We start from the raw sequence: 23090 nt of genomic DNA on the forward strand, positions 1-23090 counted from the left end.
GCTCAGCCGCCCCGCCGGGCCAGGTTCTCGGCGACCTCCCGCTGCCACACCTCGTTGGCCCGCGTGGTGTCCACCTCGAACTCGAACCGCCGCACCATGTCGTCCTGGACGTCCTCCACGTCCACGTAGAACTGCTCGTACCAGCGCCGGAGCTGGTACACCGGGCCGTCCTCCTCGCACAGCAGCGGATTGTCCACACGGGACTTGTTGCGCCAGATCTCCACGTCCTGAAGGAAACCCACGCCGGTGTTCTTGGCGAACTTGCCGGCGATCTTGTTGGCCTGGTCGTCGTCCATGCCGGGGAACTTCTTCACGATCGCGCCCCACTGCAGCACGAAGGAGTTGGGCGTCACCGGGTAGTGGCAGTTGATCAGCACGGTCTCGACGGTGGCCCCGTGGAAGTCGTTCCACAGATAGTCGATCATGTAGGACGGTCCGTAGTAGGACGCCTCGGACCGGGTCGCCAGGTCGTTCTCGCCCGAGTAGGCAGTCTTGGCGTGCACGTCCGGCCGGGCCTTGGAGTTCAGGTACTGGCTGGCGGTGTGCCCCTCGAACACGTTCTTGAAGTACGTGGGGAAGGCGAAGTGCACGTAGAAGAAGTGCGCCATGTCGACCACGTTGTCGACGATCTCCCGGCAGTTGGCGCCCTCGATGAGCACCGAGTCCCAGGTCCAGTCGCTCCACTCGTCGGAGAAGGCGCCCTCGATGGCCGGGATGGCCAGCTCGGGCGGCGGCGGGTTGCCCTGCGGGTCGTGCCAGACGAACAGCTGCTTGTTCTGCTGGCACGTGGTCCACGCCCGGGTGCGCGCCCGCAGTGGCACCCGCTTGGCGTACGGGATCGACTTGCAGCGGCCGTCCCCGCCCCAGCGCCAGTCGTGGAACGGGCAGGCTACCTCGGTCCCCTTCACCGTGCCCTGGGTCAGGTCCCCGCCCATGTGCCGGCAGTAGGCGTCCAGTACGTTGAGCGAGCCGTCGGTGCCCTGGAACACCACCAGTTTGGTGCCAAAAGCCTGCACGGCGTGCGGCTGCCCGTCGGCGAACTGTGCGACCAGCCCCAGGCAGTGCCAGCCCCGAGCGAACCGGGACGGCGGCGCGCCGGCCTCGATCGTGCGGACGTCGGTACCCATCACACCTCCAGAGGCGACTACTGGAACAGGTTATAGTTTCGGAGCCTCGGATGGCTACCGTCAGCGGTCGACACGAACGAGAACACGTTCTAGTCTAGGTCCATGAGCGAGCAGGTGACCGCGGCGGTCCGGGATGTCCTGCCGGCGCTGCGTGAGCGGGCCCAGGAGGCCGAGGACCGCAGGCGGGTGCCGGACGAGTCGATCAAGGCGTTGCAGCTGGCCGGCGTGTTCAAGCTGCTGCAGCCGAAGCGCTACGGCGGCTTCGAGGCGGAGCCGGTCACGTTCTACGAGACGATCCGCGCGATCGCGAGCGCCTGCGGGTCGACGGGTTGGGTCAGCTCGGTGGTGGGCATCCACCCCTGGCAGCTGGGCCTGTTCCCGGACGAGGCGCAGCGCGAGGTCTGGGGCGATGACCCGGACAGCCGCATCTCCTCCTCGTACGCACCGACCGGCCGGGCCACGCTGGTCGACGGGGGCTACGAGCTGACCGGCCGCTGGAGCTTCTCCTCGGGCTGCGACCATGCGTCCTGGGTGTTCCTCGGCGGCGTGGTCAGCGACGAGGGCGGCAAGCAGGTCGACTTCTGCACGTTCCTGTTGCCGCGCAAGGACTACGTCATCGAGGACGTCTGGGACACGGTCGGCCTGCGCGGCACCGGCAGCAACGACATCATCGTGGACAAGGTGTTCGTGCCCAAGCATCGGGCGTTGAGCTTCGCCGACACGTCGAAATGCGTGTGTCCGGGCCAGGAGCTCAACACCTCGCCGCTGTACAAGCTGCCGTTCGCGTCGCTGTTCTCGTACGCCATCACCACGCCGATCATCGGCATGGCCACCGGCGCCTACAACGCGCACGTCGAGCACATGAAGGCCCGGGTTCGGGTGTCCTACAAGGGAGAACGCTCCAGCGAGGACCCGTTCGCCAAGGTGCGCATCGCCACCGCGGCCAGCGAGATCGACGCGGCCTGGCTACAGCTCACGCACAACATGACCGAGCTGATGGGCCACGCCAACCGCGGCGAGCGAATCCCGTTGCCGCTGCGGCTGCGGGTCCGCCGGGACCAGGTGCGCGGCACCGGCCGGGCCATCGAGGCCATCGACATGCTGTTCGAGAACTCCGGCGGCCGCGCGATCCGCATGGGCACGCCGATCCAGCGCTTCTGGCGGGACGCCCACGCCGGCCGGGCGCACGCGATCAACGACCCCGAGCGGGCGCTGATGATGTTCGGCAACGGCGAGTTCGGCATCCCGGTACAGGACGCGATGCTGTGATGTCCAACGGAAAGCACACCGAAAAAGCCGAGATCCGGCTGCACTTCCACGACGTCGGCGAGGGAAAACCGTTGGTGCTGCTGCACGGCGGCGGCCCCGGCGCCTCGGCGTGGAGCAACTTCGGCCGCAACGTCCCGGTGTTCGCCAAGCACTTCCGGGTCATCGCGCCGGACCAGCCGGGCTTCGGCCAGTCGGACAAGCCGACCGAGCACGGCCAGTACTTCACGCACAGCGCCGACGCGCTCAAGGCCCTGCTCGACGAGTTGGACGTGGAAAAGGCCGACCTGCTGGGCAATTCCCTCGGCGGCGGCACGGCCGTGCGGTTCGCCCTCAAGTACCCCGAGCGGGCCGGCCGGCTGGTGCTGATGGCCCCGGGCGGCCTCGGCCTCAACGTCTTCGCGCCGGACCCGACCGAAGGCGTGAAACGCCTGGGGGCCTTCGGGATGGCGCCGTCGAAGGAGGCGCTCAAGGCCTTCCTCAAGACGCTGGTCTTCGACCAGAAGATGATCACCGACGAGCTGGTGGAGGAGCGTTTCCAGTACGCCAGCCAGCCCGAGTCGCTCAAGGCCATGGCGGCCATGGGCGCCTCCTTCTCGCGCCCGGACACGTTCGAGGAGGGCATGCTCTGGCGCGAGGCCCACCGCCTGCGTCAGCGCGTCCTGCTGGTCTGGGGCCGTGAGGACCGGGTCAACCCGCTGGACGGGGCGCTGGTGGCGCTGAAGCTGATCCGGCGCGCCCAGCTGCACGTGTTCGGCGGCTGCGGACACTGGGCCCAGCTGGAGAAGTTCGACGAGTTCAACCGGCTGGCGATCGACTTCCTGAGCGAGGACTGAGATGGGCATCAGGTCACTGGGATACCTGCGCATCGAGGCCACGGACATGGCGGCCTGGCGCGAATACGGCCTCAAGGTGCTGGGCATGATCGAGGGCAAGGGCGCCGACCCCGAGGCCCTCTACCTGCGTATGGACGACTTCCCGGCCCGCCTGGTGATTTTCCCCGGCGAGAGGGACCGCCTGGCCCAGGCCGGCTGGGAGGTGGCCAACGAAGGCGAGCTGGCCGAGATCGCCACCGCTTTGGACGCCGCGGGCGTGGCCGTGGAGAAGGCCAGCGACGACGACCTGAAAGACCGGCGTGTCAACGGTTTGATCCGCTTCGACGACCCCTCCGGCAACACGCTGGAGGTCTTCCACGGGGCGGCGCTGGAACACCGGCGCATCGTCAGCCCGTACGGGCACACCTTCGTGACGGGGGAGCAGGGGCTGGGGCACGTGGTGCTGAGCACCCGTGACGACGAGGAGGCCCTGCGCTTCTACCGTGACGTGCTCGGCTTCAAGCTGCGCGACTCGATGCGGCTGCCCCCGCAGCTGGTCGGCCGCCCGGCCGACGGCGCGCCGGCGTGGCTGCGGTTCTTCGGCTGCAATCCCCGCCACCACAGCCTGGCGTTCCTGCCGATGCCGACGCCGAGCGGCATCGTGCACCTGATGATCGAGGTCGGCAATTCCGACGACGTGGGCCTGGCGATGGACCGGGCCGCTCGCCGCAAGGTGCCGATGTCGGCGACGCTGGGCCGGCACGTCAACGACCTGATGCTGAGCTTCTACATGAAGACCCCCGGCGGCTTCGACGTCGAGTTCGGCACCGAGGGCCGGCAGGTCGAGGACGAGTCGTGGATCGCGCGGGAGAGCACCGCGGTCAGCCTGTGGGGCCACGACTTCGGCATCGGCAGCCGCTAGATGGACCGCTTCCGCTCGGTTCTCGGCCACTTCTGCACGGGCGTCACCGTGGTCACGACCGTGGTGGACGGCGTGCCGGTGGGCTTCGCCTGCCAGTCGTTCGCGGCGCTGTCGCTGGACCCGCCGCTGGTGCTGTTCTGCCCGGACCGCCGGTCGGGCACCTGGCCGGCGATCCGGGACTCGGGCCTGTTCTGCGTGAACGTGCTGGCCCACGACCAGCAGCCGGTCTCCAAGCTGTTCGGCACACGCGGCGCGGACCGGTTCAGCGGCACCGGCTGGCGGCCGTCGCCCAGCGGCTGCCCGGTGCTGGACGGGGTGCTGACCTGGATCGACTGCAAGGTCGAGGACGTGCATGACGCCGGCGACCACCACGTGGTCGTGGGAAGGGTCACCGAGCTGGGCGAATGCCGCGACGGGCAGCCGCTGCTGTTCTACCGCGGGGCCTACGCGGCCACGGACTCCCGGGAGGAGGTCGACGGAGAACTGGACAATCTTCTCACCTGGTCACGGAGTGCCGACTGGCTGTAGCCAATATGTGGACGATTTCCCTCCGCTTCGGGTACGTTGGTTGTAACAGGCAACTGTGACGACCCTGGGGAGCGCGTCCGATGACCGAGATGCTCGAAACCGACCTTCCGTCGTTCCCGATGGCCCGCGAGTGCCCGATGCACCCGCCGGCCGAGTACCGGGAGATCCGCGCACAGGAGCCGGTCAGCCGGGTCCGCATGCCCGACGGTCAGCTCGCGTGGCTGGTCACCGGCCACGAGCTGAGCCGTCAGCTGCTGTCCGACCCGCGCGTGAGCTCCGACCGGCAGCACCCGAACTTCCCGCTGGCGCTGACCACCGAACAGCGCAAGGCGTTCCAGCAGAACAGCCGGCTCAGCATCCGTCGATCCATGATCGGCCTGGACGCGCCCGAGCACGGCGCCCACCGCAAGATGCTGATCAGCGAGTTCTCCGTGCGCCGCATCGCCGCGCTGCGCCCGCGTATCCAGGAGATCGTCGACCAGAGCATCGACGACCTGCTGGCCGCCGGCCAGGGCGCCGACCTGGTCGAGCACGTGTCGCTGGCGGTGCCGTCGCTGGTCATCTGCGAGCTGCTCGGCGTGCCCTACGAGCAGCGGCACGGCTTCCACGAGTGGACCCGCAAGCTGATCAGCCGGACCACCGAGCCGCAGGAGCGGGCCGCCGCCGCCGATGCGCTCAACGACTTCCTGGAGGGGCTGGTCACCGCCAAGGAGGCCGGCGAGCCCACCGACGACGTGATCGGCCGGCTCATCGCCCGCAACCGCGAGAAGCAGGTGATGACCCACGACGAGATCGTCGGCACCGCCATCCTGCTGCTGATCGCCGGCCACGAGACCACGGCCAACATGATCTCGCTCGGCACGGTCGCGCTGCTGGAGAACCCGGAGCAGAAGGCCCAGGTCGTGGCCGACTCCTCGCTGCTGCCCTCGGCCATCGAGGAGATGCTGCGCTACTTCACCATCGTGGAGAGCGCGACCGCCCGCGTGGTCACCGACGACCTCGAACTCGGCGGCGTGACCATCCGCAAGGACGAGGGCGTCATCGTGTCCGGCCTGGCCGCCGACTGGGACGGCGACGTGTTCGAGAACCCGGAGCAGCTGGACTTCCACCGCGGCGCCCGGCACCACGTGGCCTTCGGCTACGGCGTCCACCAGTGCCTCGGGCAGAACCTGGCCCGGCTGGAACTCGAGATCGTCTTCGAGACGTTGTTCCGTCGGGTGCCGAGTCTGTCGCTGGCCGTGCCGGCCGGCGAACTGCCGTACAAGGACGACGCCGGCATCTACGGTATCTACCGGGTTCCCGTGAATTTCTGACGCTCTCGCAGGAAGAGGCCACACCATGCACATCACCGCGGACAGGGAGCGGTGCGTCGGCGCCGGCCAGTGCGTGCTGGCCGCGCCCGCCGTGTTCGACCAGGACGACGACGGCCTGGTGGCGCCGCTGACCATGGACCCGGAGACCGGCGAGCAGGACGCCGTCCGCCAGGCGGTCAACGTGTGCCCGTCGTCGGCCATCTGGATCGACAAGGAGTGATCGCAGCCATCGGCCAACCGGGCTAAATCACCGAGACGTGTGGTGATGACACCCGGTTGGCCGATGGAGTGCGTGCGTTGCGCTGTCGATCCGAGCACTCGTGTCCGACGACATCAGAGTCCGGGTGCTCGGCCCCGTCGAGATCGCCGGCCCGCAGGGGCCGGTGACGCTGCGGGGCAGGGGGCACCGAACCCTGCTGGCCCGGTTGGCCCTGCGGCCCGGTCAGCCCGTCGCCTCGTCCGCGCTGATCGACGCGCTGTGGGACCAGGCGCCGCCGACCGCGCCCAAAACACTGCGCAGCCACGTCGCGCACATGCGCCGCGACCTGCGGGCCGCCGACGTGCTGAACATGATCATCACTCGGGATCCCGGGTATCTGCTGCGCATCCCGCCGTTCTCGGTGGACGTCGTGCGCTTCGAGTCGCTGGCCCGGCGCGGGCATCAGGCCCTGTCGTCCGGTGATCACCGTGCCGCCGCCGACCAGCTGCAGGCCGCGTTGGCGTTGTGGCGTGGGGACGCGCTGGGCGACTGCCGGCAGGGCCAGTGGGCACGGCAGGAGGCCTCCCGGCTCGGGGATGCCCGGCTGGACGCGCACGAGGACCTGATCGGGGCCGAGCTGGCGTTGGGCCGGCACGGCGAGGTGCTGGGGGAGCTGGCCGGTCTCGTCGTGGCCCATCCGTTCCGGGAACGCTTGTGGGAGCAGCTGATGCTCGCCCTGTACCGGTCCGGGCGGCAGGCCGAGGCGCTGGCCACCTTCCGCCGCGCCCGGTCGACGCTGGTGGAGCAGCTGGGCGTGGAGCCGGGGACACGGCTGCGGAGCTTGGAGAGCGCCATCCTGGCCGACGAGCCGGTGCAGGAGCCGCCGGTGTCGTTGCAGGCCGTGGTTTCCGTCGGCCTGCCGGCGGAACTGACCAGCTTCGTCGGCCGCGAGGAGGAATTGGCCAAGCTGGGCGGCATGTTCGCCGGCGGCCGTCTGGTGACCTTGGCCGGCACCGGCGGGGTGGGCAAGAGCCGGCTGGCTCTGCGGTGCGCCGGGCAGTTGGCGGCGTCCGTGCAGGGCGGGGTTCGGCTGGTGGAGCTGGCCGGGCTGCGGGACCGGGCGTTGGTGCCCCATGCCGTGGCCGAGGCGTTGGGGGTTCGCGACCAGTCGGGACGGTCCCCTGTGGACGTTCTGGTCGATGTGCTGCGGGACCGGGATGTGTTGGTGGTGCTGGACAACTGCGAACACCTGCTGGAGGCCTGCGCCGATTTCGTGACGGCGCTGCTGCGAGGGTGCCCGCGGCTGTTGATGCTGGTGACCAGCCGGCAGCCGCTGGGCGTCGAGGGCGAGCAGGTGCTGATCGTGCCGCCGATGCCGGTCGAGCACGCGGCGATGCGGCTGTTCGCGGAGCGGGCCCGGGACGCCGTCCTCGATTTCGAGGTGACGGCCGACAATGTGCGGATCGTGGAGAACCTGTGCCGGCGGCTGGACGGGATCCCGCTGGCCATCGAGCTGGCCACCCTCGTGCTGCGCACGCTGTCGCCGTCCCAGCTGTTGTCCCGTTTGGACGATCGGTTCGCGCTGCTGAGCGGGGCCCGGCGGGGCGTGATGGCCCGGCACCAGACGATTCGGGCCGCGGTGGAGTGGAGCTTCGAGCTCTGCACGCCCGCGGAACGCCTGCTGTGGAGCCAGCTTTCGGTGTTCGCCGGCAGTTTCGACCTGGAGGCCGTCGAGCAGGTGTGCGGCGGCGACGACGTGTTGTCGCTGGTGGCCCGGCTGGTCGACAAGTCCGTGCTGTCCTCGCAGACCGTCGGCGGCGTGGTGCGGTACCGGCTGCTGGAGACGTTGCGGCAGTTCGGGGCCGAGCAGCTGCTGGCCGACGGCTTCACGGAGACGTTGCGGCGTCGGCATCTGGCCTGGTGCCAGCGGTTGGCGTCATGGGGTGAGAAGGAGTGGTTCGGGCCCAACCAGGCCGTGGTGTTCACGCGGATCCACCGTGATCGGGCGAATCTCCGTGCGGCGCTGGAGTTCGGCCTCGAATCGGATCCGGCCGCCGGTCTGCGGCTGGCCGGCACGCTGTGGTTCTACTGGATCGGGTGCGGGGTGTTCGCCGAGGGGCGCCGGTGGCTCGATGCCTTGCTGGGGCTGCCCTTTCGGGGCTACGAGCGGCACAAGGCGTTGTGGGTCAACGGCTATGTCGCCACCTTGCAGGGCGACACGCCCGCGGCCATCGGCATGCTCGACGAGTGCCGGGCCCAGTCCGACGACCTCGTCGCGGTGGCGTACTCCATCTACGTCCGCGGCGCCGCGGCCATCTTCACCGACGACCTCGTGGCCGGCACGGCCCTGTTCGCCGAGGCCAACCAGCGGCTGACCGGCCTCGGCCAGCTCGACAGCAACGTCGTGATGACCAAGGTCGCGCTGGCCATGACCGTGGCCTTCACCGGCGACCTACCGACCACGGTCGCCCTGGCCCAGGACGCCCACGCCGTCGCCGAACAGCACGGTGAGCAGTGGGCGTTGGCCTATGCGCACTACGTTTTGGGCTTCGCCGCGTGTCTGCAGGGCGCGTTGGGGCAGGCCGTCGCCCACGCCAAGAAGTGCCTGGCCATCAAGCAGACCTTCAACGACCTGCTGGGCATCGCGTTGTCGGTGGAGTTGTTGGCGTTGCTGGCCGCGATGGTCGGCGAGGCCGAGCGGGCGGCCCAGTTGCTGGGCGCGGTCGCCGGGATCTGGCCGCACGTGGGCGTTCCGCTGTTCGGCTCCCGCAACTTCGCCGCCCCGCACGAGCAGTGTGAGCAGCTGGCCCGGCAGGCGTTGGGCGATCGTGGGTACGAGCTGGCCTTCGCCGTCGGCAGTCGGCTGTCCATCGACGACGCCGTGGCGCTGGGCCTGGCTTAGCTCACGCGTGCGCGCCGCCGTCGACGCGGATCTCGGTGCCGGTGATGTACCGGCCGTCGTCGGAGGCGACCATCGCCCACCCCCGCGACCCGGTCCGGCGGCACCAGCGCGCCCTTGGTCAGCAGGGAGACGTTCCGGGCCAGCAGCATGATGTCCGCGCCCTCGGGCAGGGTCTCGCCGACCCGGGCCGGCATGCCGGTGTCGATGCCGGCCGGCTGGATGGTGACCGCCCGCAGACCCTGGTCGGCGTACTCGGCCGCGATGGCCCGGCTGAAGGCCTGCACTCCGCCCTTGGTCGCCGCGTAGGCCGACAGGAACGGGTGGGTGAACGAGCCTGCGGTCGAGCCGATGGTGACGACAACTCCGTTCCCGGTTGCGGTCAGCGCCGGCAAGGCCGCTCTCGTGACGAGGAACATCCCGGTCAGATTGACCGCGATCGTGCGATTCCACAGGTCCAGCGAGGTCTCGTGCGTGTGCGCCGCGTGCAGCACCGCGGCGTTGTTCATCAGCACGTCCAGGCCGCCCAGGTGATGCAGCGCCGTGGCCATGAAGTCCGCGACCGAGGATTCCTCGGCGACGTCGCCGGTCAGCGTGCACAGGCGCTCGTCGACGTCCTCGCCGGCCAGCTCCGCGGTCGCCTCCAATGCGTCCTCGGCGATGTCCACCGCCACCACGTGGGCGCCCTCCGCCAGCAGCCGCAGGGTCACCGCCTGGCCGATGCCGGCCCCACCGCCGGTCACGAGCACCCGGCGTCCGTCGAATCGCTGCACTCGACCACGTGATCACGGCCCGTTGTCGGAGCGCAACCGCGCCGACACAACGGGCCACGGAAAGCGGACCCTCTGGCGTAGATTTCTACCAGGTGGTAGAGATTTGGGTGATGGCGGTCACCGACCCCAAGGAGCTGGGATGAGCGAGCTTTCCGTGCAGCTGTACTCGGTCCGCGACAGGTTCGCCGAGGACCCGGCCGCCGTGCTGGCGCGGCTGGCCGACATCGGCTTCAAGCATGTGGAGCCGTACGGCGTCCTGGAGAACGTCGCCACACTGCGCAGCGGGCTGCCGGCCAACGGCCTCACCGCGCCCACCGCGCACGCCCGCCTGATCGGGGCCGACCAGGCCGCGGTCTTCGCCGCCGCGGCCGAGCTGGGCATCGACGTGGTGATCGACCCGTTCGTCGGCGCCGAGCACTGGCAGCAGGCCGGCGACATCGGCGCGACCGCCGACGCCCTGAACGCCGCCGCCAAGCTGGCCGCCGAGCACGGGGTGCGCGTCGGCTACCACAACCACTGGTGGGAGCTGCAGTCCCGGCTCGACGGCCGCAGCGCGTTCGAGGTGTTCGCCGACCAGCTCGACCCCGCCCTGGTGCTGGAGGTCGACACCTACTGGGCCACCGCCGGCGGCGAGGACGCCCCGGCGCTGCTGCGGCGGCTCGGGGACCGGGTGCGGGCCATCCACGTGAAGGACGGCGGCCTGAACACCGACGCCACCGGCCAGGTTCCGGCCGGCCAGGGCACCGTTCCCGTCGCCGAGGTCCTCGCCGCCGCCCCACAGGCGCTGCGTGTCGTGGAGTTCGACCAGTACGACGGCGACATCTACGAGGGCATCGCCGCCAGCCGCGCCTTCGTCGTGGGGCTTGAGCCGTGAGCGGGCCCATGGGCGTCGGTGTGATCGGCGCCGGCGTCATCAGCGACACCTATCTGACCAACCTGACCAGCTTCCCCGACCTGCGGGTGCTGTTCGTCGCCGATCTCGACACCGCCCGCGCCGCCGCCCAGGCCGCCAAGTTCGGCGTGCCTTCCTCCGGCACCGTGGCCGAGCTGTTGGCCACGCCGGACATTGAGCTCGTCGTCAACCTGACCGTGCCCAGCGCGCATGTCGACGTCGGCCTCGCGGCGCTGGAATCCGGCAAGCACGTGTGGGCCGAGAAGCCGTTGGCCATGGACCGGCAGACCGGCCGCAAGCTGCTCGACCGTGCCCGCGAGCGCGGCCTTCGGGTCGCCAGCGCCCCCGACACCGTGCTCGGCGCCGGCCTTCAGACCGCGCGTCGGGCCGTCGACGCCGGCACCATCGGCACGCCGCTGTCGGCCCTGGCGCTGTTCCAGGTGCCCGGGCCCGAGATCTGGCATCCGTCGCCGGAGTTCTTGTACCAGCCCGGGGCCGGTCCGCTGCTGGACATGGGGCCGTACTACCTGACCACCTTGATCCAGCTCTTCGGCCCCATCCGCCGGGTCACCGGCTCCGGGGCTCGGGCCCAGGACCGCCGGGTCATCGCCAGCGGGCCCAAGGCCGGCACCGAGTTCCCCGTCGACGTCCTCATGATTTTTTTTCGCCCTGCTGGAGTTCGAGCGCGGCGGCTCCGCCCAGGTCGTGTTCAGCTTCGACTCCAAGCTCGTGCGGCGGGGCCAGTTGGAGGTCACCGGTTTTCTTTCGGCACCGCCGTCCTGCCCGACCCCAACAAGTTTCGTCGGCAGCACCCTCCTGCATCTCGGGACGAGCCGGAGGAGCTTGCCGCGCAAGGACAATTCCGCCGAGCGCGGCCCGGCGCCCTCGAACTGGCCCGCTCCATCCGCGCCGGCGTGCCCGAGCGCGCCTCCGGCGAACTGGCTACCACGTCCTGGACGCCCTGCTCGCCGTGGAGGAGTCCATCGCCGCCGGCCATTCCGTAGAAGTGGCCAGCACCGTTGAGGTTCCGCCCGCCCTGCCGGTGGACTGGGATCCTTTCAGCGCTACTTTCGGCACCTGACCGACCGGTTCTTGGCGGGTGGGGCCGGTCCCACCCGCCCTTTGCCGCGGATTCGGTACCCGTTCGAGCTTTGTGGTCCGGTGTGGACGATCACGGCGGTTATGGTCGGTTATGACCTGGACTCTCTCGCCGCCGTCGATCCCGCCCGCATGATCGCCGCTGCCGGCGCGGTGCTCTCCCACTACCGCTCCGCTCCCGGCCTGCGCCAGCAGGTTCCCACCGTGTTCAGTCCTGTCATCGGCGGCGACACCTTGCCGACCACGCCCCTGCGGGCCATCGCCGCCGGCTTCGCTCGTGACGTCGATTTGTTGTTGTGCCACACCGTCGACGAGTTCCGCTTGATGTTGGATGAGCCGGAGCGGGTGTAGTCGGTGAGTGGCCCGCGCCGAGATGTCAGGCCGTGCCGGCGCAGGTCCCTGTTCCCTCTAGGCCGTCGGAGAACGCCGGCCTGCGGTTGAGAGGTGTGAGGCCCACCGTGCGGATCAGATTCATCGGCGCCCAGGCCATCGCCGTGGCGGCGCTTCGCTCAGGTCACGAGGCGGTGCTGAGCAACAGCCGGGGTCCGGACACCAACAACTCGATCCAGGCTTCGGCTACGGGCGGCGTGCTGCCTGCCCTGAACCTCGTCAAGCTGGACTGAAGAGGTTGTCGACGGCCGCCGTCACCCTCGCCTTCGGCCCGCTCCAGGCGCTGACGCAGGGCGAGGATGCCGGCCTTGCGGTGCGCGCCGATCAGCACAGAACCAAACCCGCAACCGCGAGTCCCGCTCTCGGGCAGCTATGTGTCGAGTTCCGGAACTCGACATTCAGTTGCCGGAGAGCGGGACTCGCGGTGTCAGAGGGGGACTGTGAGCAGGGATTGGAGGTAGAAGCGGAGGGAGGCGACGAGGTCGACGTCGTCGGGGGTGGTGAGCCACTGGACCTGGAGGCCGTCCATGAGGGCGATGAAGGTGACGGTGGCCTGCTCGGGGTCGATGCCGGGACGGAGGTCGCCGGAGTCGGCCAGCACGCGGAAGGAGTCCCGCACGCCGGCCCGGGCCTCGTCGTAGTGCCGACGGAAGTAGTCGTGGGCGGGGTGGTCGGCGGCGACGGCCTCGGCGGCCAGGCGGGAGTACAGATCCACGATGCCGGGGTGGCGGACGTTGTGGGAGGCCAGGGCCAGGTAGTGGCGCAGCACCTCCAGCCCGGGCGGCGAGGCGAGCTGCTCCCGCTCGGCGTCCTCGGCGTCGCGGCGCTCCAGGACGGCGGCGAGCAGGGCCTCCTTGGTGGGGAAGTAGTACAGCAGGCCGGCGTGGGACATGCCGACACGCTTGGCGATCTCCCGCAGCGACGCCCCGTGGTAGCCGACCTCGCCGTACACGACTTCCGCCGCGGAGATGATGTCCTCCCGGCGGATCCGGCCCTTCAGGTAGCCCCCGGTGTCGACGGCGCGCATGAAACCATCATGCCGCAGCGGCAAAGGAACAAGCCGGGTGATAGAACGAACAAACGGGTTGTGCGAACATGGTCCGGAATGGAAACATCCCACGGGTGAGGGGAGCGGAGCGGCAGCGGGTGATCGTCGAGCGGCTGAAGAGCACGGCTCAGGTGACGGTCGCGGAGCTCGCGGTGGAGATGGGCGCGTCGGAGATGACGGTGCGCCGTGACCTGGACGTCCTGGCCGCGCACGGCGTGCTGCGCCGGGTGCATGGGGGCGCGGTGCCGGCGACGCCGTCCGGAGTGGAGCCGCCGTTCGCGGCCCGGGCCGTGTCGGCGACGCAGGCCAAGCGGGCCATAGCCGAGGCTGCGGTCGACCTGATCCGTGACGGCGAGACGATCGTCCTGGACAGCGGCACGACCGCGCTGGAGGTGGCCCGCCGGCTGCGCGACCGCGCGGTGACGGTGCTGCCGTTGTCGCTGCACGCGGTGACGGAACTCCTTGACGCGCCAAGGGTTCGGCTGCTGATCCCGGGCGGTGAGCCGCGGCCGGGGGAGCTGGCCATGGTCGGCCCGCTGACCCTGAACTCCCTCCGACAGCTCAGATTCGACGTCGCGGTGCTGAGCCCCTGCGCGTTCAGCCTCGACGACGGGCTCACCGCCTTCGACCTGGACGACGCGGAGGTCAAGCAGCAGGCCCTCGCGATGTCGGCCCGGACCCTCGCGCTGATCGACGGCGCGAAGTGGGACCGCGCCGCGCTGGCCCACGTCTGCGCCGCCGACCGCCCCGACGTCGTCGTCACCGACCCGGCCGCACCCGAGGACCAGCGCCGGGCGCTGGCCGAACGTGGCGTGCTGGTGCACGTCACAGAGGAGACCGCATGACCTCGCCCCCACGGGCCGCCCGCTTCGCGACCTTCCTGACCTTCGGCCTGAACGGCTTCGGCCTCGGCATGTGGCTGGTGCACCTGCCGAACGTGGAGCGCGACGTCGACATCCCGCACAGCGTGCTCGGCCTGCTCCTGCTGGTGCTGGGCGGCTCGGCCCTGGTCGGCATGCAGGTGGTCGGCCCGCTGGTGGACAAGATCGGCCCCCGCCGGCTCGTGCCGGCCGCGGCGGCGGCCTTCGGGCTCTCGCTGACGGTGCCGGGCTGGCTGACCTCGTGGTGGGCGCTCGGCCTGATCATGATCGTGATGGGCTTCGCCAACGGCGCGCTGGACGTCGCCATGAACGCGCATGCCGTGGTGGTGGAAAGGGGCTACCCCCGGCCGATCATGGCGGCGTTCCACGCGGTGTGGTCGATCGGCGGCGCGTTCGCCGCGCTGATCGGCTCGGTGGTGCTCGGCTCAGGCGTGCCGACCGGGATCACGCTGACCGCCGTGGGCCTGTTCGTGGCCGCGCTTTCACTGGTGGCCGGCCGTTTCACGATCGACGCCGACCACCACAAGGCCGAGGAAACCGTTGTCACGCCGGCCAAACCGGCGCCGAAGGGCCTGGTCTGGATCCTGGGCTTCCTCGCGCTGGCGCTGATGCTGTCCGAGGGCGTCGCCAACGACTGGGCGACGTTGGAGCTCAAGGGCATCCTCAACGCCTCGGCCGGCGAGGCCCCGCTCGGCTACGGGGCGTTCGCGGTGGCCATGACCGTCGGCCGCTTCGCCACCGACCGGGTCGCCGCCAGGATCGGGGCAACCCGAATCGTCCGCTACGGCGCGGCGATCGCCGCGATCGGGCTGACGGTCGTGGTGTTCTCGCCGTGGATCTGGTTGGCGCTGGTGGGATACGCGCTGTTCGGCATCGGGCTGGCCGGCGGCGTGCCGCAGTTGTTCACCGCCGCCGGCAACCTCGACCACCGCTCGGCCGGCGCCCTGATGGCCAGGGTCGTCGGCCTCGGCTACGTCGGCCTGCTGGCCGGGCCGGCCGTCATCGGCGGCCTGACCCGGTTCATGCCCCTCAACGCGGCCTTCTTCGTGCCCATCGTCCTTTGTGTGCTGACCGTCGTGTTCGCGTCCGCGCTGAACCCGCGCAAGGACGACGAACTCGTCGATCAGCGGCCGATGCGGAACGTGTAGTCCAGCCGGTGCCAGCCGTCCGCCCCCACCGCACGGCCGGCCGGCGGCTCGCCCTGCGCCTTCGGGAAGTCCACGATCAGGCCGTTCTTGACGCCGAACACCGTGTCGGAGTCCATGTACGCGCCGCCCTTGACGAACAGCTGCGTGACCAGCTTGTGGTAGTTCGGGGCCACGATCATGAAGTGCACGTGCGGGGCCCGGTACGGGTGCCGGTTGGTGCCCTGGAGCATCTGGCCCACCGGCCCGTCCTCCGGCACCGGGTACTCGCGCGGCAGGGTCGTCCAGAACGTCAGCCTGCCCTCGTCGTCGGCGACGAACCGGGCGCGCAGCACCGGGCCGTCCACCTCGGGCAGCTGCACGTCGTAGAAGCCATCCTTGTTGGCCTGCCACACGTCCACGACCGCGCCCGGCACCGCCTTGCCGTCCACGTCGACGATCTGCGTGGACACCCACAGCGGATCGCCGGCGAGGCCGCCGGAGATGTCCGCGCCGTGCTCCATGGCCGGCGGACCCTCCACATAGAACGGTCCGAGCACCGCCGACGGCGTGGTCAGCGGGCTGCGTGAGTTGGTCAGGGCGTCCACGACGCTGGACACGCCGAGCGTGTCGGACAGCAGCACGAACTCCTTGCGCTTGTCGTCGCTGATCTGGCCGGTGCGGGTGAGGAAGTCGATGGCGAACAGCCACTCGTCCTCGGTGACGTCGTTGTGCACGGCGAAGTGGTGCAGGTGCCGCACCAGGTCGGTGATCAGCTGCTTGAGCCGCGGGCTCGGGGTCTCGTCGAAGCTGGCGATGACCTGCGCGGTCAGCGCGCTCAGGTCCGGGGCGCCCTCGGGCCGGGTTCCCTCCCAGGCCGCGCGCAGCACCGACATCGGCTCGATGCCGTCCAAAGAGGACTCGGCAAGACCGAGCTCCCGCAACGAGCTCGGGCCGCCCAGCGAGTGCACGAGGTCGTACACGGCCGCCGCCGCGTCCGGCACGTCAAGCGCGTCGGCCACCTTCGCCAGCGCCTCCGGCGACTCCTTCTCCTTGTACGCCATGACGTGCGGCAGCATCACCGTGTGGGTCTCGGCGTGCGGCAGGTCGAACTGGCCGCCGAGCTGGTGACACAGCTTGTGGTGCAGGCCCATGCTCACCTGCGCCATGAGGCTGCCGGCCAGCCACGCCGACTCCAGCAGCTCAGCCCGGGCGTCCACATCGGACGGATCGGCCGTGACCAGGGGAAGCGAGTGCGTGATGCCACGGATCGCCTGTACGGCAACGGCATCGGTGGCTGGGTTGGCTTCCGGCGAGTACAACGCCTCCACGGCGTGAGCCAGGGCGTTGACCGCGCTGGTGACCGTCGTCGGAACCGGCAGTTCCACCGTCAGGTCCACGTCGTAGATCACCGTCTCCGGCAGGATGTCCGGCGACCGGCGGGTGGTCTTCCGGCCGTTCTCGGTCTCGCCGAGCACCGGCGTCACCTCGGAGCCGGCGTACGTGGTGGGCAGGATCACCTGCGGCACACCGGTTCGCGCGGCCAGCGCCTTGGCCAGGCCGGTGGTGGAGCCGCCGCCGACCGCGACCACGCAGTCCGCGGCGGCCGACTTCAGGACGTCCAGCGCCTGCGCGTGACCTCACCGGGTAGTTAGCCAGTAGCCTAAAGCCCTGAGAAGAACAGGCGGATCGGAAGGGGAGTAACAATTATGGGTACGACACCTCGTCTTTCCATCATTACCGGACTTCGTATTTTGAGCCGCTTTCTGGGGAAGATAAATTATATCAGTTGTCCTCTCTCCATACATCATTGCCAACATTCATACCCCTGGAGGCTTTCCCCGATTACGGTCGCGACGGTTTGGGCGGCTGCCGTCCCCATCGGTTCGGTAAACAATGTACACTACTACTCCCTACACCCGGATCCAGCGGCTATATTGACGAAGGTGGGCGAGGGTCATTCCGATCGCTTCTGACGACCCGGGTGGGACTGGGGGAATGCACGAAACCCGCGCGTCATGGCTCAGCCTCGGATCTGGTCGTGCAGCGCGGTCAGCAGCTCGCGCAGCAGGTTGATGGTCATCTCGTCGGTGATGTTGCCGCCGTCGTCGAACCGCTGGGCCGCGCCGAACAGCATCAGCTCGGGCTTGATCACCACGTGCGAGTGCGTCCACAGGAACACCTGCCGCAGGGCCAGCTGCGCCCGCACGGTGCCGAACTGGCTGGGCGAGGCGCCCATGATGGCGATGTGCTTGTGCCGCAGCACCGAGCTCGCGGCCGGCCGGGACGCCCAGTCCAGCAGGTTCTTCAGCCCGCCGGGGATCGAGTAGTTGTACTCGGGGGTGGCGATGAGCAGGCCGTCGGCGTCGGCGATGGCCAGCCGCAGCTGGGCCACCGAGGCCGGCAGGTTCTCGTCGTTGTCCAGATCCGCGTTGTAGTGCGGCAGGTCGCCGAGCCCCTCGTAGGTGGAGATGGTCATGCCGGCCGGCGCGTGTTTCTGGGCGTTGCGCACCAGTGCGGTGTTGAACGAGCCCGCGCGCAGGCTGCCGGAGATGGCCAGGATGTTCAGGTCGTTCACAAACTCTCCTCGCTGGCGCTCGGAGCGTCTGCGACCGATGTCCCAGTGTTGAATGGTGCCCTCGCAAGCTCGGTCACGCGGCTCCTCAAGATTCGACAAGGTCCACTTAATCGCGAACCGAAGCCCTGTGCCAGCCCGCATCCTGAGGTGGACCCATTCGGAAAGTTTCGGTGTCCCAGATCACCCCCGAACCGCGCGCACCACCCAGCACGGCAGCGCCGGCCGCTCGGTGGGCGGTTGGCCGACGGCATCGAAGAAGGCGACCATGGTCGCGCCGTTGGCCAGGAGGGTGCCCTCGTCGAAGTCGGTAATGATCCACCCGTTGTCGGACAACGGTTTGCGAACCTCCTGTTCGGACTGGGGGAAGGGCGAGGGCAGGCCGTCGCGCACCCGGTCGGAGAACGTCAGCAGGTGCAGGACCGCGCCCGGCCGGGTGACCCGGCGCAGCGCGTGCAGGTGGCGGATCCGGTCGGTGGCGTCCAGACAGTGAAAGAGAGCACAGCTCAGCACGGTGTCGAAAGAGGCAGCGTAACCGGCCAGGTCGATCGCGTCGGCCAGGACGAACTGGACGTCGCGGTCCGGAAAGCGTTTGCTGGCCTCGGCGATGGCGGTCGGGCTGCTGTCGACGGCCGTCACCGCATGGCCCTGGTTCGCGACGAACGCCGCGTTGTCGCCCAAACCGCAGCCGATGTCGAGCACGTCGCCGTGGAAGTCGAGACCGGCCAGCGCCGGCTGCGGCCGTCCGATGTCCCACGGGATGCCGTTGTGCTTCAGCCCGGGGGCGAGCGGTTCGCCCTGGTAGAAGGCGTCGAAGTCGTGGCTCATGGGTCCAAGTCTGAGCCGTCGGCGGCGCGAGTACCTAGGGAGGTGGCGCATTCCGGCGCTAAGCTGCCCGATATGGCGGAATCTGTCGTTCTCGACGGCTTGGATCGCGGACTCCTGCACGCCCTACAGCTCGACGGCCGGATTCCGTTCGCCCGGGTGGCCGAGGTGCTGGGCGTCTCGGAGACCACGGTCGCGCGGCGCTACAAACGGCTGCGGGCGATGGCCGGGCTGCGGGTGGTCGGCGCAGTCAACGGCGTGCTGTTCGGTCGGAGCGCCTGGACGCTGCGGCTGCGTTGCACGCCGGATGTCGCACTGCCGCTGGCCAAGGCATTGGCGAAACGTCCCGATGTGTCCTGGGTGCACGTGATGTCCGGCGGCGCCGAGATCTCCTGCCACGCCCAGTTGCCGCCCGGCGAGGAGATCCTGCTGCTGGAGAAGTTGCCGCGATCCGGGCGGGTGTTGGGTGTCAGCGCGCATTCGGTGCTGAGCGCCTTCTCGCTGCCGTCGGACTGGTCGGGCCTGCGGTTTCTCGGCGAGGAACAAGTTTCGCGGCTGCGGCCACCAGAGTCGAGTGTTGCTCGGGTTGAGGTCGATGGCGCCGATCAGGCGTTGCTGGAGCTGCTGGCCGGCGACGGTCGCATGCCGTACGCGGAGCTCGCCGGCCGTACGAAGCTGGGGGAGTCGACCGTGCGCCGACGGCTGGACATCTTGCGGCACAACGGGGTTGTTTCGTACCAAGTGGACATTCCGGCGGCCGTCCTCGGTTTCGGCACCCAGGCCCGGCTGTGGATGACCGTGCCGCCGCATGCTTTGACGGAGGTCGGGCGCCGGCTGGCCGAGCACGAGGAGACGTCGTTCGTGGCGGCGACCACCGGGCCGACGAATCTGGTGGCGGTGGTGGCGTGCCGGGACAGCGGTGAGTTCTACCGGTACCTGACGGAGCGGGTGGGGGCGCTGCGGAAGATCACGTCGCTGGAGACGGCGGTGCTGATGCGGACCGTCAAGCAGGGGTAGCGAGCAGCGCCCGCGCCGCCCGTTTGGCCTGATGGGCCGGTTCGGGCGAGCCGCCGATGGCGGCCATGGTGATCGCTCCCTCGGCCAGCAGCGTGAGCTGGTCGCCGAGTTCGTCGTCGCCGGCCAGGTCGCGGATGAGCTGGCGGAATGCCTCTTTGTGGCGTCGGGCGATGGCGGCGACGGCCTCGGAGGTTCCGCCGAGTTCGCCGAAGGAGTTCACGAAGGCACAGCCGCGGAAGTCGGGCTCGGCGAACCACTCGGCCAGCCAGTCGAAGACGGTGAGCACGTCGCCGGCGGTGCGGGCGTGGGCGGCGACCGAGGCCAGCCAGCGCTCGTCGCGAGCGGTCAGGTAGCCGATGACCAGGTCGTCCTTGGAGGGAAAGAGCTGGTAGAGGCGCTTGAGGGAGACGCCCGCGGCGGCCCGCACCTGATCCATGCCGACCTGCTGCACGCCGCGCTCGTAGAACAGCGCCTCGGCCGCGGTCAGCACTTCGGCTTCCTGGATCATGTCCGACCCCTTGCCTGGAGAACCAACGTTCTCCTAGGGTAACGCGGAGAACGCTCGTTCTCTAGCGATCGGAGCCGACCATGGCCGACCAGCGCCCGCCGCTGCCGCCGTTCACCGAGGAGACCGCCCGCGCCAAGGTGCAGGCGGCCGAGGACGCCTGGAACAGCCGCGACCCGGAACGGGTGTCGCTGGCCTACACCGAGGACTCGGAGTGGCGCAACCGGGACACCTTCCTCAAGGGACGGGCCGAGATCCGCGAGTTCCTGACCCAGAAGTGGGCCCGGGAGCAGGACTACAAGCTGCGCAAGGAGCTGTGGGCATACACGGGCAACCGGATCGCGGTGCGCTTCGAGTACGAGTCGCGCGACGCCGACGGCCAGTGGTGGCGCAGCTACGGCAACGAGCAGTGGGAGTTCGACGAGAACGGCCTGATGGCGCGGCGCTACGCCAGCATCAACGACCTCAAGATCACCGCCGAGGAGCGCAGGCTCGCTCTGTAGTGTCGGGAGCATGACCGCGGCACGCGAGCACGTGATGGCGGGCCTGGACGACGTCCGGGCCGGCCTCGAAGACCTCTACCGGGACCTGCACGCGCACCCGGAGCTGGCGTTCGAGGAGCATCGCACCGCGGCCGAGGTCGCGCGGCGGGCGCAGGCGGCCGGCTACGAGGTCACCGCCGGCGTCGGCCGCACCGGCGTGGTTGCCGTGCTGCGCAACGGAGACGGCCCGACCGTGCTGCTGCGGGCCGACATGGACGCGTTGCCGGTGCAGGAGCAGACCGACCTGCCGTACGCCTCGATGGTCGACGGCGTGATGCACGCGTGCGGGCACGACATGCACACCGTCTGCCTGCTCGGGGCGCTGGACCTGCTGGCCCGCGGCCGTGACCAGTGGTCGGGCACCATCCTGGCCGTGTTCCAGCCGGCCGAGGAGCTGGCGGTCGGGGCTGAGGCTATGGTCGACGACGGCCTCTACGAGCGGTTCGGCCAGCCCGACATCACGCTGGGCCAGCACCTCGCGCCCATCCCGGCCGGCTGGCTGGGCTGCCATGCCGGGCCTGCGTTCGCCGCCACCGACACACTCGACGTGCGGCTGTACGGCAAGGGCGGACACGGGTCACGACCCGAGACCACCGTCGACCCGGTGGTGATGGCGGCGTCGACCATCCTGCGCCTGCAGACCATCGTCTCCCGTGAGATCGCGGCCAAGGACTCCGCGGTCGTCACCGTCGGCATGGTGCACGGCGGGACCAAGGACAACATCATCCCCGACCACGTCGACCTCGGCGTGAACGTGCGCACCTTCGACGACCAGGTCCGTGCGCGGGTGCTGGCCTCGATCGAACGCATCGTGCACGCCGAGGCCGCCGCCGCCGGCGCGCCCAAGGACCCGGAGATCACCCGGTCCAACGCGTTCCCCGTGCTGGTCAACGACGAGGCGGCGATGGCGCGCACCAAGGCGGCCTTCGACGAGGCGTTCCCGATGGTCGTCGACCCCGGGCCGGTGACCGGCAGCGAGGACTTCGGCCACTTCGGCGCCACGGCCGGCGTGCCCACCTGCTACTGGCTGTTCGGCGGCGAGGACCAGGAGCGCTTCGTGACCGCCTACAGCGGCGGCACGTTCGAGCGGGACATCCCGTCCAACCACTCGCCGCACTTCGCGCCCCTGCTCCAGCCCACCCTCGACGGCGGCGTCACGGCCCTGGTGACGGCGGCGCTGGCCTGGCTGGGGTAGCGCTCATCGGCCTGCCCGTCACCGGCCTGCCCGTCACCGGCCTGCCTGTCATCGGGCCGGCGCCCGGTGGGCGGCGGCCTGGTCCGAGGCCTGCTCCTTGGGCCGTGGTTCGCCCAGGGCGACCTTGATCCGGCCGTCCGGCAGCATCACCCAGTGCAGGCCGCTGGCCTCGGCCAGCTGGTCGAAGATCGGAGTGCCTGGCGACATCAGCGAAACTCCCTCCCCAGGTGCTGATGTCTGCCTACCAGGCTCCGAGCGTGCCCGAGGGGGAAACTACCCCGCCGGGGGTAACCCGATCAGGCTCTTTCCACGCGCCAGTACTGCCGGGTGGCGGGGGAGGTCAGCGGCGCCGACTCCACGAACTCCTTGAAACGCAGCAGGATGCCGGCCGGTGTGGTGTCCGGGTCCGCGCGCAGGGTGAGTCTGGTGGTGTGGGTGTCGACGTACTGGAAGGTAACGCGGCCCCCGGGCCAGGCGATCAGCTCGTCCTGGCGTTGCGCGGTCACCGGGCGCGGCGAGGAGCTGTGGCTGGCCCATTGCTCGAAGGCGAAACGCAGCGGCACCGCGAGCTCGACCGTCTCCTCGAAGGTGTTCATGTGGGGTGCTTCCTTTTCGCTCTAGCCGGCCGAGGTGTCGGCCAGCCAGTCCGGCGCCCGGGCCCCGCCCTCGCGACAGGCCGTCAGCAGGTCGGTGGTCCACAGCAGCAGGTGCATGAGCGCGACGGTGTCCTCCTCCGGATCGTGGCGATCGAACACCAGCCCCAGTTGCAGGTCCGCGGACTGCTCGTCGGAGTTGACCAGCGCCATCACCGCGCGGAAGCTGGCCCGCAGCGGCGGGTCGATGTCGTCGATGGGGATCTCGTTGCCCTCGGTGTCACCCAGCTGCATCTTGATCGGTGCACCGTCGCCGACCTGCACGCACAGGGACTTCAGCATGTCCGCCGAGGCATCGGCCAGCACGTCGGCGGCCTCTCTCGGGCTGTGGTCGGCGCCCTGGTACAGCGCCGTCAGCGCGTCGAGCGCGCCGTCCGGATCCTCGTCCTGCATACGGGTCACCGCGGTGCGCACCAGCAGCCGCACCATGCCGTCCTTGCGGTCGTTCATGTGTCCTCCCCTCCCATCAGGCCCAGGGATTACCCGATCCGGTTGATCTCAAT

Annotated in this window: 26 protein-coding genes; 16 read left to right on the plus strand and 10 right to left on the minus strand. The window is 69.8% G+C overall.

The window, feature by feature from the left end:
* Positions 1 to 2 precede the first annotated feature (2 nt).
* Positions 3 to 1127 carry a Rieske 2Fe-2S domain-containing protein gene (locus tag KUTG_RS42395; RefSeq protein ID WP_043725192.1) on the minus strand — a complete coding sequence of 375 codons (1125 nt, stop codon included), beginning with the start codon at positions 1125 to 1127 and terminating at the stop codon, positions 3 to 5.
* Positions 1128 to 1229: 102 nt separating this feature from the next.
* On the opposite strand from KUTG_RS42395, the gene hsaA reads away from it, so the two are divergent.
* The 7 genes from hsaA to KUTG_RS42430 all read left to right on the plus strand — a co-directional run bounded on the left by hsaA (position 1230) and on the right by KUTG_RS42430 (position 9072).
* Entirely contained in the window at positions 1230 to 2396 is a 1167-nt protein-coding gene (gene hsaA / locus KUTG_RS42400; RefSeq protein ID WP_043725193.1) for a 3-hydroxy-9,10-secoandrosta-1,3,5(10)-triene-9,17-dione monooxygenase oxygenase subunit, read from the plus strand.
* Positions 2396 to 3229 (plus strand): 4,5:9,10-diseco-3-hydroxy-5,9,17-trioxoandrosta-1(10),2-diene-4-oate hydrolase, encoded by an 834-nt coding sequence (gene hsaD / locus KUTG_RS42405; RefSeq protein ID WP_043725195.1) that lies wholly within the window; start codon positions 2396 to 2398, stop codon positions 3227 to 3229. Before hsaA ends, hsaD begins: the two co-directional genes overlap by 1 nt.
* A 1-nt stretch (position 3230) precedes the next feature.
* Positions 3231 to 4130, plus strand: coding sequence for an iron-dependent extradiol dioxygenase HsaC (gene hsaC, locus KUTG_RS42410; protein WP_043725197.1), 900 nt, complete (start codon positions 3231 to 3233; stop codon positions 4128 to 4130).
* Positions 4131 to 4658: a 3-hydroxy-9,10-secoandrosta-1,3,5(10)-triene-9,17-dione monooxygenase reductase subunit gene (gene hsaB, locus KUTG_RS42415; RefSeq protein WP_043725199.1), complete on the plus strand. Its 528-nt coding sequence runs from the start codon at positions 4131 to 4133 to the stop codon at positions 4656 to 4658. It begins immediately after the preceding gene.
* 80 nt (positions 4659 to 4738) lie between these two features.
* Positions 4739 to 5971 carry a cytochrome P450 gene (locus tag KUTG_RS42420; protein WP_043725201.1) on the plus strand — a complete coding sequence of 411 codons (1233 nt, stop codon included), beginning with the start codon at positions 4739 to 4741 and terminating at the stop codon, positions 5969 to 5971.
* 25 nt (positions 5972 to 5996) lie between these two features.
* The gene (locus tag KUTG_RS42425; RefSeq protein WP_043725204.1) at positions 5997 to 6191 is read left to right on the plus strand and encodes a ferredoxin; all 195 of its coding nucleotides are present in this window, start codon (positions 5997 to 5999) and stop codon (positions 6189 to 6191) included.
* 100 nt (positions 6192 to 6291) lie between these two features.
* Entirely contained in the window at positions 6292 to 9072 is a 2781-nt protein-coding gene (locus KUTG_RS42430; protein ID WP_052396056.1) for an AfsR/SARP family transcriptional regulator, read from the plus strand.
* Here KUTG_RS42430 and KUTG_RS42435 read toward each other — a convergent pair.
* Positions 9069 to 9842 (minus strand): SDR family NAD(P)-dependent oxidoreductase, encoded by a 774-nt coding sequence (locus KUTG_RS42435; RefSeq protein WP_232241245.1) that lies wholly within the window; start codon positions 9840 to 9842, stop codon positions 9069 to 9071. The two genes, KUTG_RS42430 and KUTG_RS42435, sit on opposite strands and share 4 nt — an antisense overlap.
* A 139-nt stretch (positions 9843 to 9981) precedes the next feature.
* Between KUTG_RS42435 and KUTG_RS42440 the strand changes: the two genes are divergently transcribed.
* From KUTG_RS42440 to KUTG_RS59665, 4 genes are all read left to right on the plus strand, one after another.
* On the plus strand, positions 9982 to 10716 hold the full coding sequence (locus KUTG_RS42440; RefSeq protein ID WP_043725207.1) for a sugar phosphate isomerase/epimerase family protein: 735 nt from the start codon (positions 9982 to 9984) through the stop codon (positions 10714 to 10716).
* Positions 10717 to 10724: 8 nt separating this feature from the next.
* Positions 10725 to 11738: a Gfo/Idh/MocA family protein gene (locus KUTG_RS42445; RefSeq protein WP_232241246.1), complete on the plus strand. Its 1014-nt coding sequence runs from the start codon at positions 10725 to 10727 to the stop codon at positions 11736 to 11738.
* 178 nt (positions 11739 to 11916) lie between these two features.
* Positions 11917 to 12183 (plus strand): hypothetical protein, encoded by a 267-nt coding sequence (locus KUTG_RS42450; RefSeq protein WP_043725209.1) that lies wholly within the window; start codon positions 11917 to 11919, stop codon positions 12181 to 12183.
* Between the two features lie 107 nt (positions 12184 to 12290).
* Positions 12291 to 12455 (plus strand): hypothetical protein, encoded by a 165-nt coding sequence (locus tag KUTG_RS59665; RefSeq protein ID WP_157495180.1) that lies wholly within the window; start codon positions 12291 to 12293, stop codon positions 12453 to 12455.
* A 194-nt stretch (positions 12456 to 12649) separates the two neighbouring features.
* On the opposite strand, the gene KUTG_RS42455 is transcribed toward KUTG_RS59665, so the two are convergent.
* Positions 12650 to 13249, minus strand: coding sequence for a TetR/AcrR family transcriptional regulator (locus tag KUTG_RS42455; protein ID WP_043725211.1), 600 nt, complete (start codon positions 13247 to 13249; stop codon positions 12650 to 12652).
* A gap of 95 nt (positions 13250 to 13344) precedes the next feature.
* Between KUTG_RS42455 and KUTG_RS42460 the strand changes: the two genes are divergently transcribed.
* Both KUTG_RS42460 and KUTG_RS42465 read left to right on the plus strand, forming a co-directional pair.
* Positions 13345 to 14115, plus strand: coding sequence for a DeoR/GlpR family DNA-binding transcription regulator (locus KUTG_RS42460; RefSeq protein ID WP_232241247.1), 771 nt, complete (start codon positions 13345 to 13347; stop codon positions 14113 to 14115).
* Entirely contained in the window at positions 14112 to 15299 is a 1188-nt protein-coding gene (locus tag KUTG_RS42465; RefSeq protein ID WP_043725215.1) for an MFS transporter, read from the plus strand. The genes KUTG_RS42460 and KUTG_RS42465 overlap by 4 nt, the downstream gene beginning before the upstream one ends.
* On the opposite strand, the gene KUTG_RS57225 is transcribed toward KUTG_RS42465, so the two are convergent.
* The 3 genes from KUTG_RS57225 to KUTG_RS42480 all read right to left on the minus strand — a co-directional run bounded on the left by KUTG_RS57225 (position 15275) and on the right by KUTG_RS42480 (position 18678).
* A complete protein-coding gene (locus tag KUTG_RS57225) occupies positions 15275 to 16900 on the minus strand; it encodes a maleylacetate reductase and hydroxyquinol 1,2-dioxygenase domain-containing protein (protein ID WP_084580432.1) in 1626 nt (541 codons plus the stop codon). The genes KUTG_RS42465 and KUTG_RS57225 overlap by 25 nt on opposite strands.
* 398 nt (positions 16901 to 17298) lie before the next feature.
* A complete protein-coding gene (locus tag KUTG_RS42475; protein WP_043725217.1) occupies positions 17299 to 17853 on the minus strand; it encodes an NADPH-dependent FMN reductase in 555 nt (184 codons plus the stop codon).
* A 180-nt stretch (positions 17854 to 18033) separates the two neighbouring features.
* Positions 18034 to 18678, minus strand: a complete 645-nt coding sequence (locus tag KUTG_RS42480) for a class I SAM-dependent methyltransferase (RefSeq protein WP_052396058.1) — start codon at positions 18676 to 18678, stop codon at positions 18034 to 18036.
* A 72-nt stretch (positions 18679 to 18750) separates the two neighbouring features.
* Here KUTG_RS42480 and KUTG_RS42485 point away from each other — a divergent pair, with 72 nt between their 5' ends.
* Positions 18751 to 19692 carry an Lrp/AsnC family transcriptional regulator gene (locus KUTG_RS42485; protein ID WP_043725219.1) on the plus strand — a complete coding sequence of 314 codons (942 nt, stop codon included), beginning with the start codon at positions 18751 to 18753 and terminating at the stop codon, positions 19690 to 19692.
* Here the strand turns inward: KUTG_RS42485 and KUTG_RS42490 are convergent.
* Entirely contained in the window at positions 19679 to 20200 is a 522-nt protein-coding gene (locus tag KUTG_RS42490) for a TetR/AcrR family transcriptional regulator (RefSeq protein WP_043725221.1), read from the minus strand. The genes KUTG_RS42485 and KUTG_RS42490 overlap by 14 nt on opposite strands.
* A gap of 80 nt (positions 20201 to 20280) precedes the next feature.
* Between KUTG_RS42490 and KUTG_RS42495 the strand changes: the two genes are divergently transcribed.
* Both KUTG_RS42495 and KUTG_RS42500 read left to right on the plus strand, forming a co-directional pair.
* Complete coding sequence (locus KUTG_RS42495) at positions 20281 to 20700, plus strand: nuclear transport factor 2 family protein (RefSeq protein WP_043725222.1); 420 nt, start codon at positions 20281 to 20283, stop codon at positions 20698 to 20700.
* A 10-nt stretch (positions 20701 to 20710) separates the two neighbouring features.
* On the plus strand, positions 20711 to 21934 hold the full coding sequence (locus KUTG_RS42500) for an amidohydrolase (protein WP_198047495.1): 1224 nt from the start codon (positions 20711 to 20713) through the stop codon (positions 21932 to 21934).
* Positions 21935 to 21982: 48 nt separating this feature from the next.
* On the opposite strand, the gene KUTG_RS59670 is transcribed toward KUTG_RS42500, so the two are convergent.
* The 3 genes from KUTG_RS59670 to KUTG_RS42510 all read right to left on the minus strand — a co-directional run bounded on the left by KUTG_RS59670 (position 21983) and on the right by KUTG_RS42510 (position 23037).
* Complete coding sequence (locus KUTG_RS59670; RefSeq protein ID WP_157495181.1) at positions 21983 to 22141, minus strand: hypothetical protein; 159 nt, start codon at positions 22139 to 22141, stop codon at positions 21983 to 21985.
* 89 nt (positions 22142 to 22230) lie between these two features.
* Entirely contained in the window at positions 22231 to 22530 is a 300-nt protein-coding gene (locus tag KUTG_RS42505) for a hypothetical protein (RefSeq protein WP_043725229.1), read from the minus strand.
* A gap of 21 nt (positions 22531 to 22551) precedes the next feature.
* Positions 22552 to 23037, minus strand: a complete 486-nt coding sequence (locus KUTG_RS42510) for a hypothetical protein (protein ID WP_043725230.1) — start codon at positions 23035 to 23037, stop codon at positions 22552 to 22554.
* Positions 23038 to 23090: the final 53 nt, after the last annotated feature.

This window comes from Kutzneria sp. 744, from assembly GCF_000568255.1.
In the GTDB taxonomy this organism is placed as follows: domain Bacteria; phylum Actinomycetota; class Actinomycetes; order Mycobacteriales; family Pseudonocardiaceae; genus Kutzneria.

Excerpts from the sequence above, each read along its gene's own strand:
- KUTG_RS42395 (WP_043725192.1), bottom strand. The coding sequence starts at position 1,127 with ATGGGTACCGACGTCCGCACGATCGAGGCCGGCGCGCCGCCGTCCCGG.
- KUTG_RS42490 (WP_043725221.1), bottom strand. The coding sequence starts at position 20,200 with ATGATCCAGGAAGCCGAAGTGCTGACCGCGGCCGAGGCGCTGTTCTAC.
- KUTG_RS42500 (WP_198047495.1), top strand. The coding sequence starts at position 20,711 with ATGACCGCGGCACGCGAGCACGTGATGGCGGGCCTGGACGACGTCCGG.
- KUTG_RS42495 (WP_043725222.1), top strand. The coding sequence starts at position 20,281 with ATGGCCGACCAGCGCCCGCCGCTGCCGCCGTTCACCGAGGAGACCGCC.
- hsaC (WP_043725197.1), top strand. The coding sequence starts at position 3,231 with ATGGGCATCAGGTCACTGGGATACCTGCGCATCGAGGCCACGGACATG.
- KUTG_RS42425 (WP_043725204.1), top strand. The coding sequence starts at position 5,997 with ATGCACATCACCGCGGACAGGGAGCGGTGCGTCGGCGCCGGCCAGTGC.
- hsaA (WP_043725193.1), top strand. The coding sequence starts at position 1,230 with ATGAGCGAGCAGGTGACCGCGGCGGTCCGGGATGTCCTGCCGGCGCTG.
- KUTG_RS42510 (WP_043725230.1), bottom strand. The coding sequence starts at position 23,037 with ATGAACGACCGCAAGGACGGCATGGTGCGGCTGCTGGTGCGCACCGCG.
- hsaB (WP_043725199.1), top strand. The coding sequence starts at position 4,131 with ATGGACCGCTTCCGCTCGGTTCTCGGCCACTTCTGCACGGGCGTCACC.
- hsaD (WP_043725195.1), top strand. The coding sequence starts at position 2,396 with ATGTCCAACGGAAAGCACACCGAAAAAGCCGAGATCCGGCTGCACTTC.
- KUTG_RS42505 (WP_043725229.1), bottom strand. The coding sequence starts at position 22,530 with ATGAACACCTTCGAGGAGACGGTCGAGCTCGCGGTGCCGCTGCGTTTC.
- KUTG_RS42455 (WP_043725211.1), bottom strand. The coding sequence starts at position 13,249 with ATGCGCGCCGTCGACACCGGGGGCTACCTGAAGGGCCGGATCCGCCGG.
- KUTG_RS42465 (WP_043725215.1), top strand. The coding sequence starts at position 14,112 with ATGACCTCGCCCCCACGGGCCGCCCGCTTCGCGACCTTCCTGACCTTC.
- KUTG_RS42480 (WP_052396058.1), bottom strand. The coding sequence starts at position 18,678 with ATGAGCCACGACTTCGACGCCTTCTACCAGGGCGAACCGCTCGCCCCC.
- KUTG_RS42485 (WP_043725219.1), top strand. The coding sequence starts at position 18,751 with ATGGCGGAATCTGTCGTTCTCGACGGCTTGGATCGCGGACTCCTGCAC.
- KUTG_RS42445 (WP_232241246.1), top strand. The coding sequence starts at position 10,725 with ATGGGCGTCGGTGTGATCGGCGCCGGCGTCATCAGCGACACCTATCTG.
- KUTG_RS59670 (WP_157495181.1), bottom strand. The coding sequence starts at position 22,141 with ATGTCGCCAGGCACTCCGATCTTCGACCAGCTGGCCGAGGCCAGCGGC.
- KUTG_RS42440 (WP_043725207.1), top strand. The coding sequence starts at position 9,982 with ATGAGCGAGCTTTCCGTGCAGCTGTACTCGGTCCGCGACAGGTTCGCC.
- KUTG_RS42450 (WP_043725209.1), top strand. The coding sequence starts at position 11,917 with ATGGTCGGTTATGACCTGGACTCTCTCGCCGCCGTCGATCCCGCCCGC.
- KUTG_RS42420 (WP_043725201.1), top strand. The coding sequence starts at position 4,739 with ATGACCGAGATGCTCGAAACCGACCTTCCGTCGTTCCCGATGGCCCGC.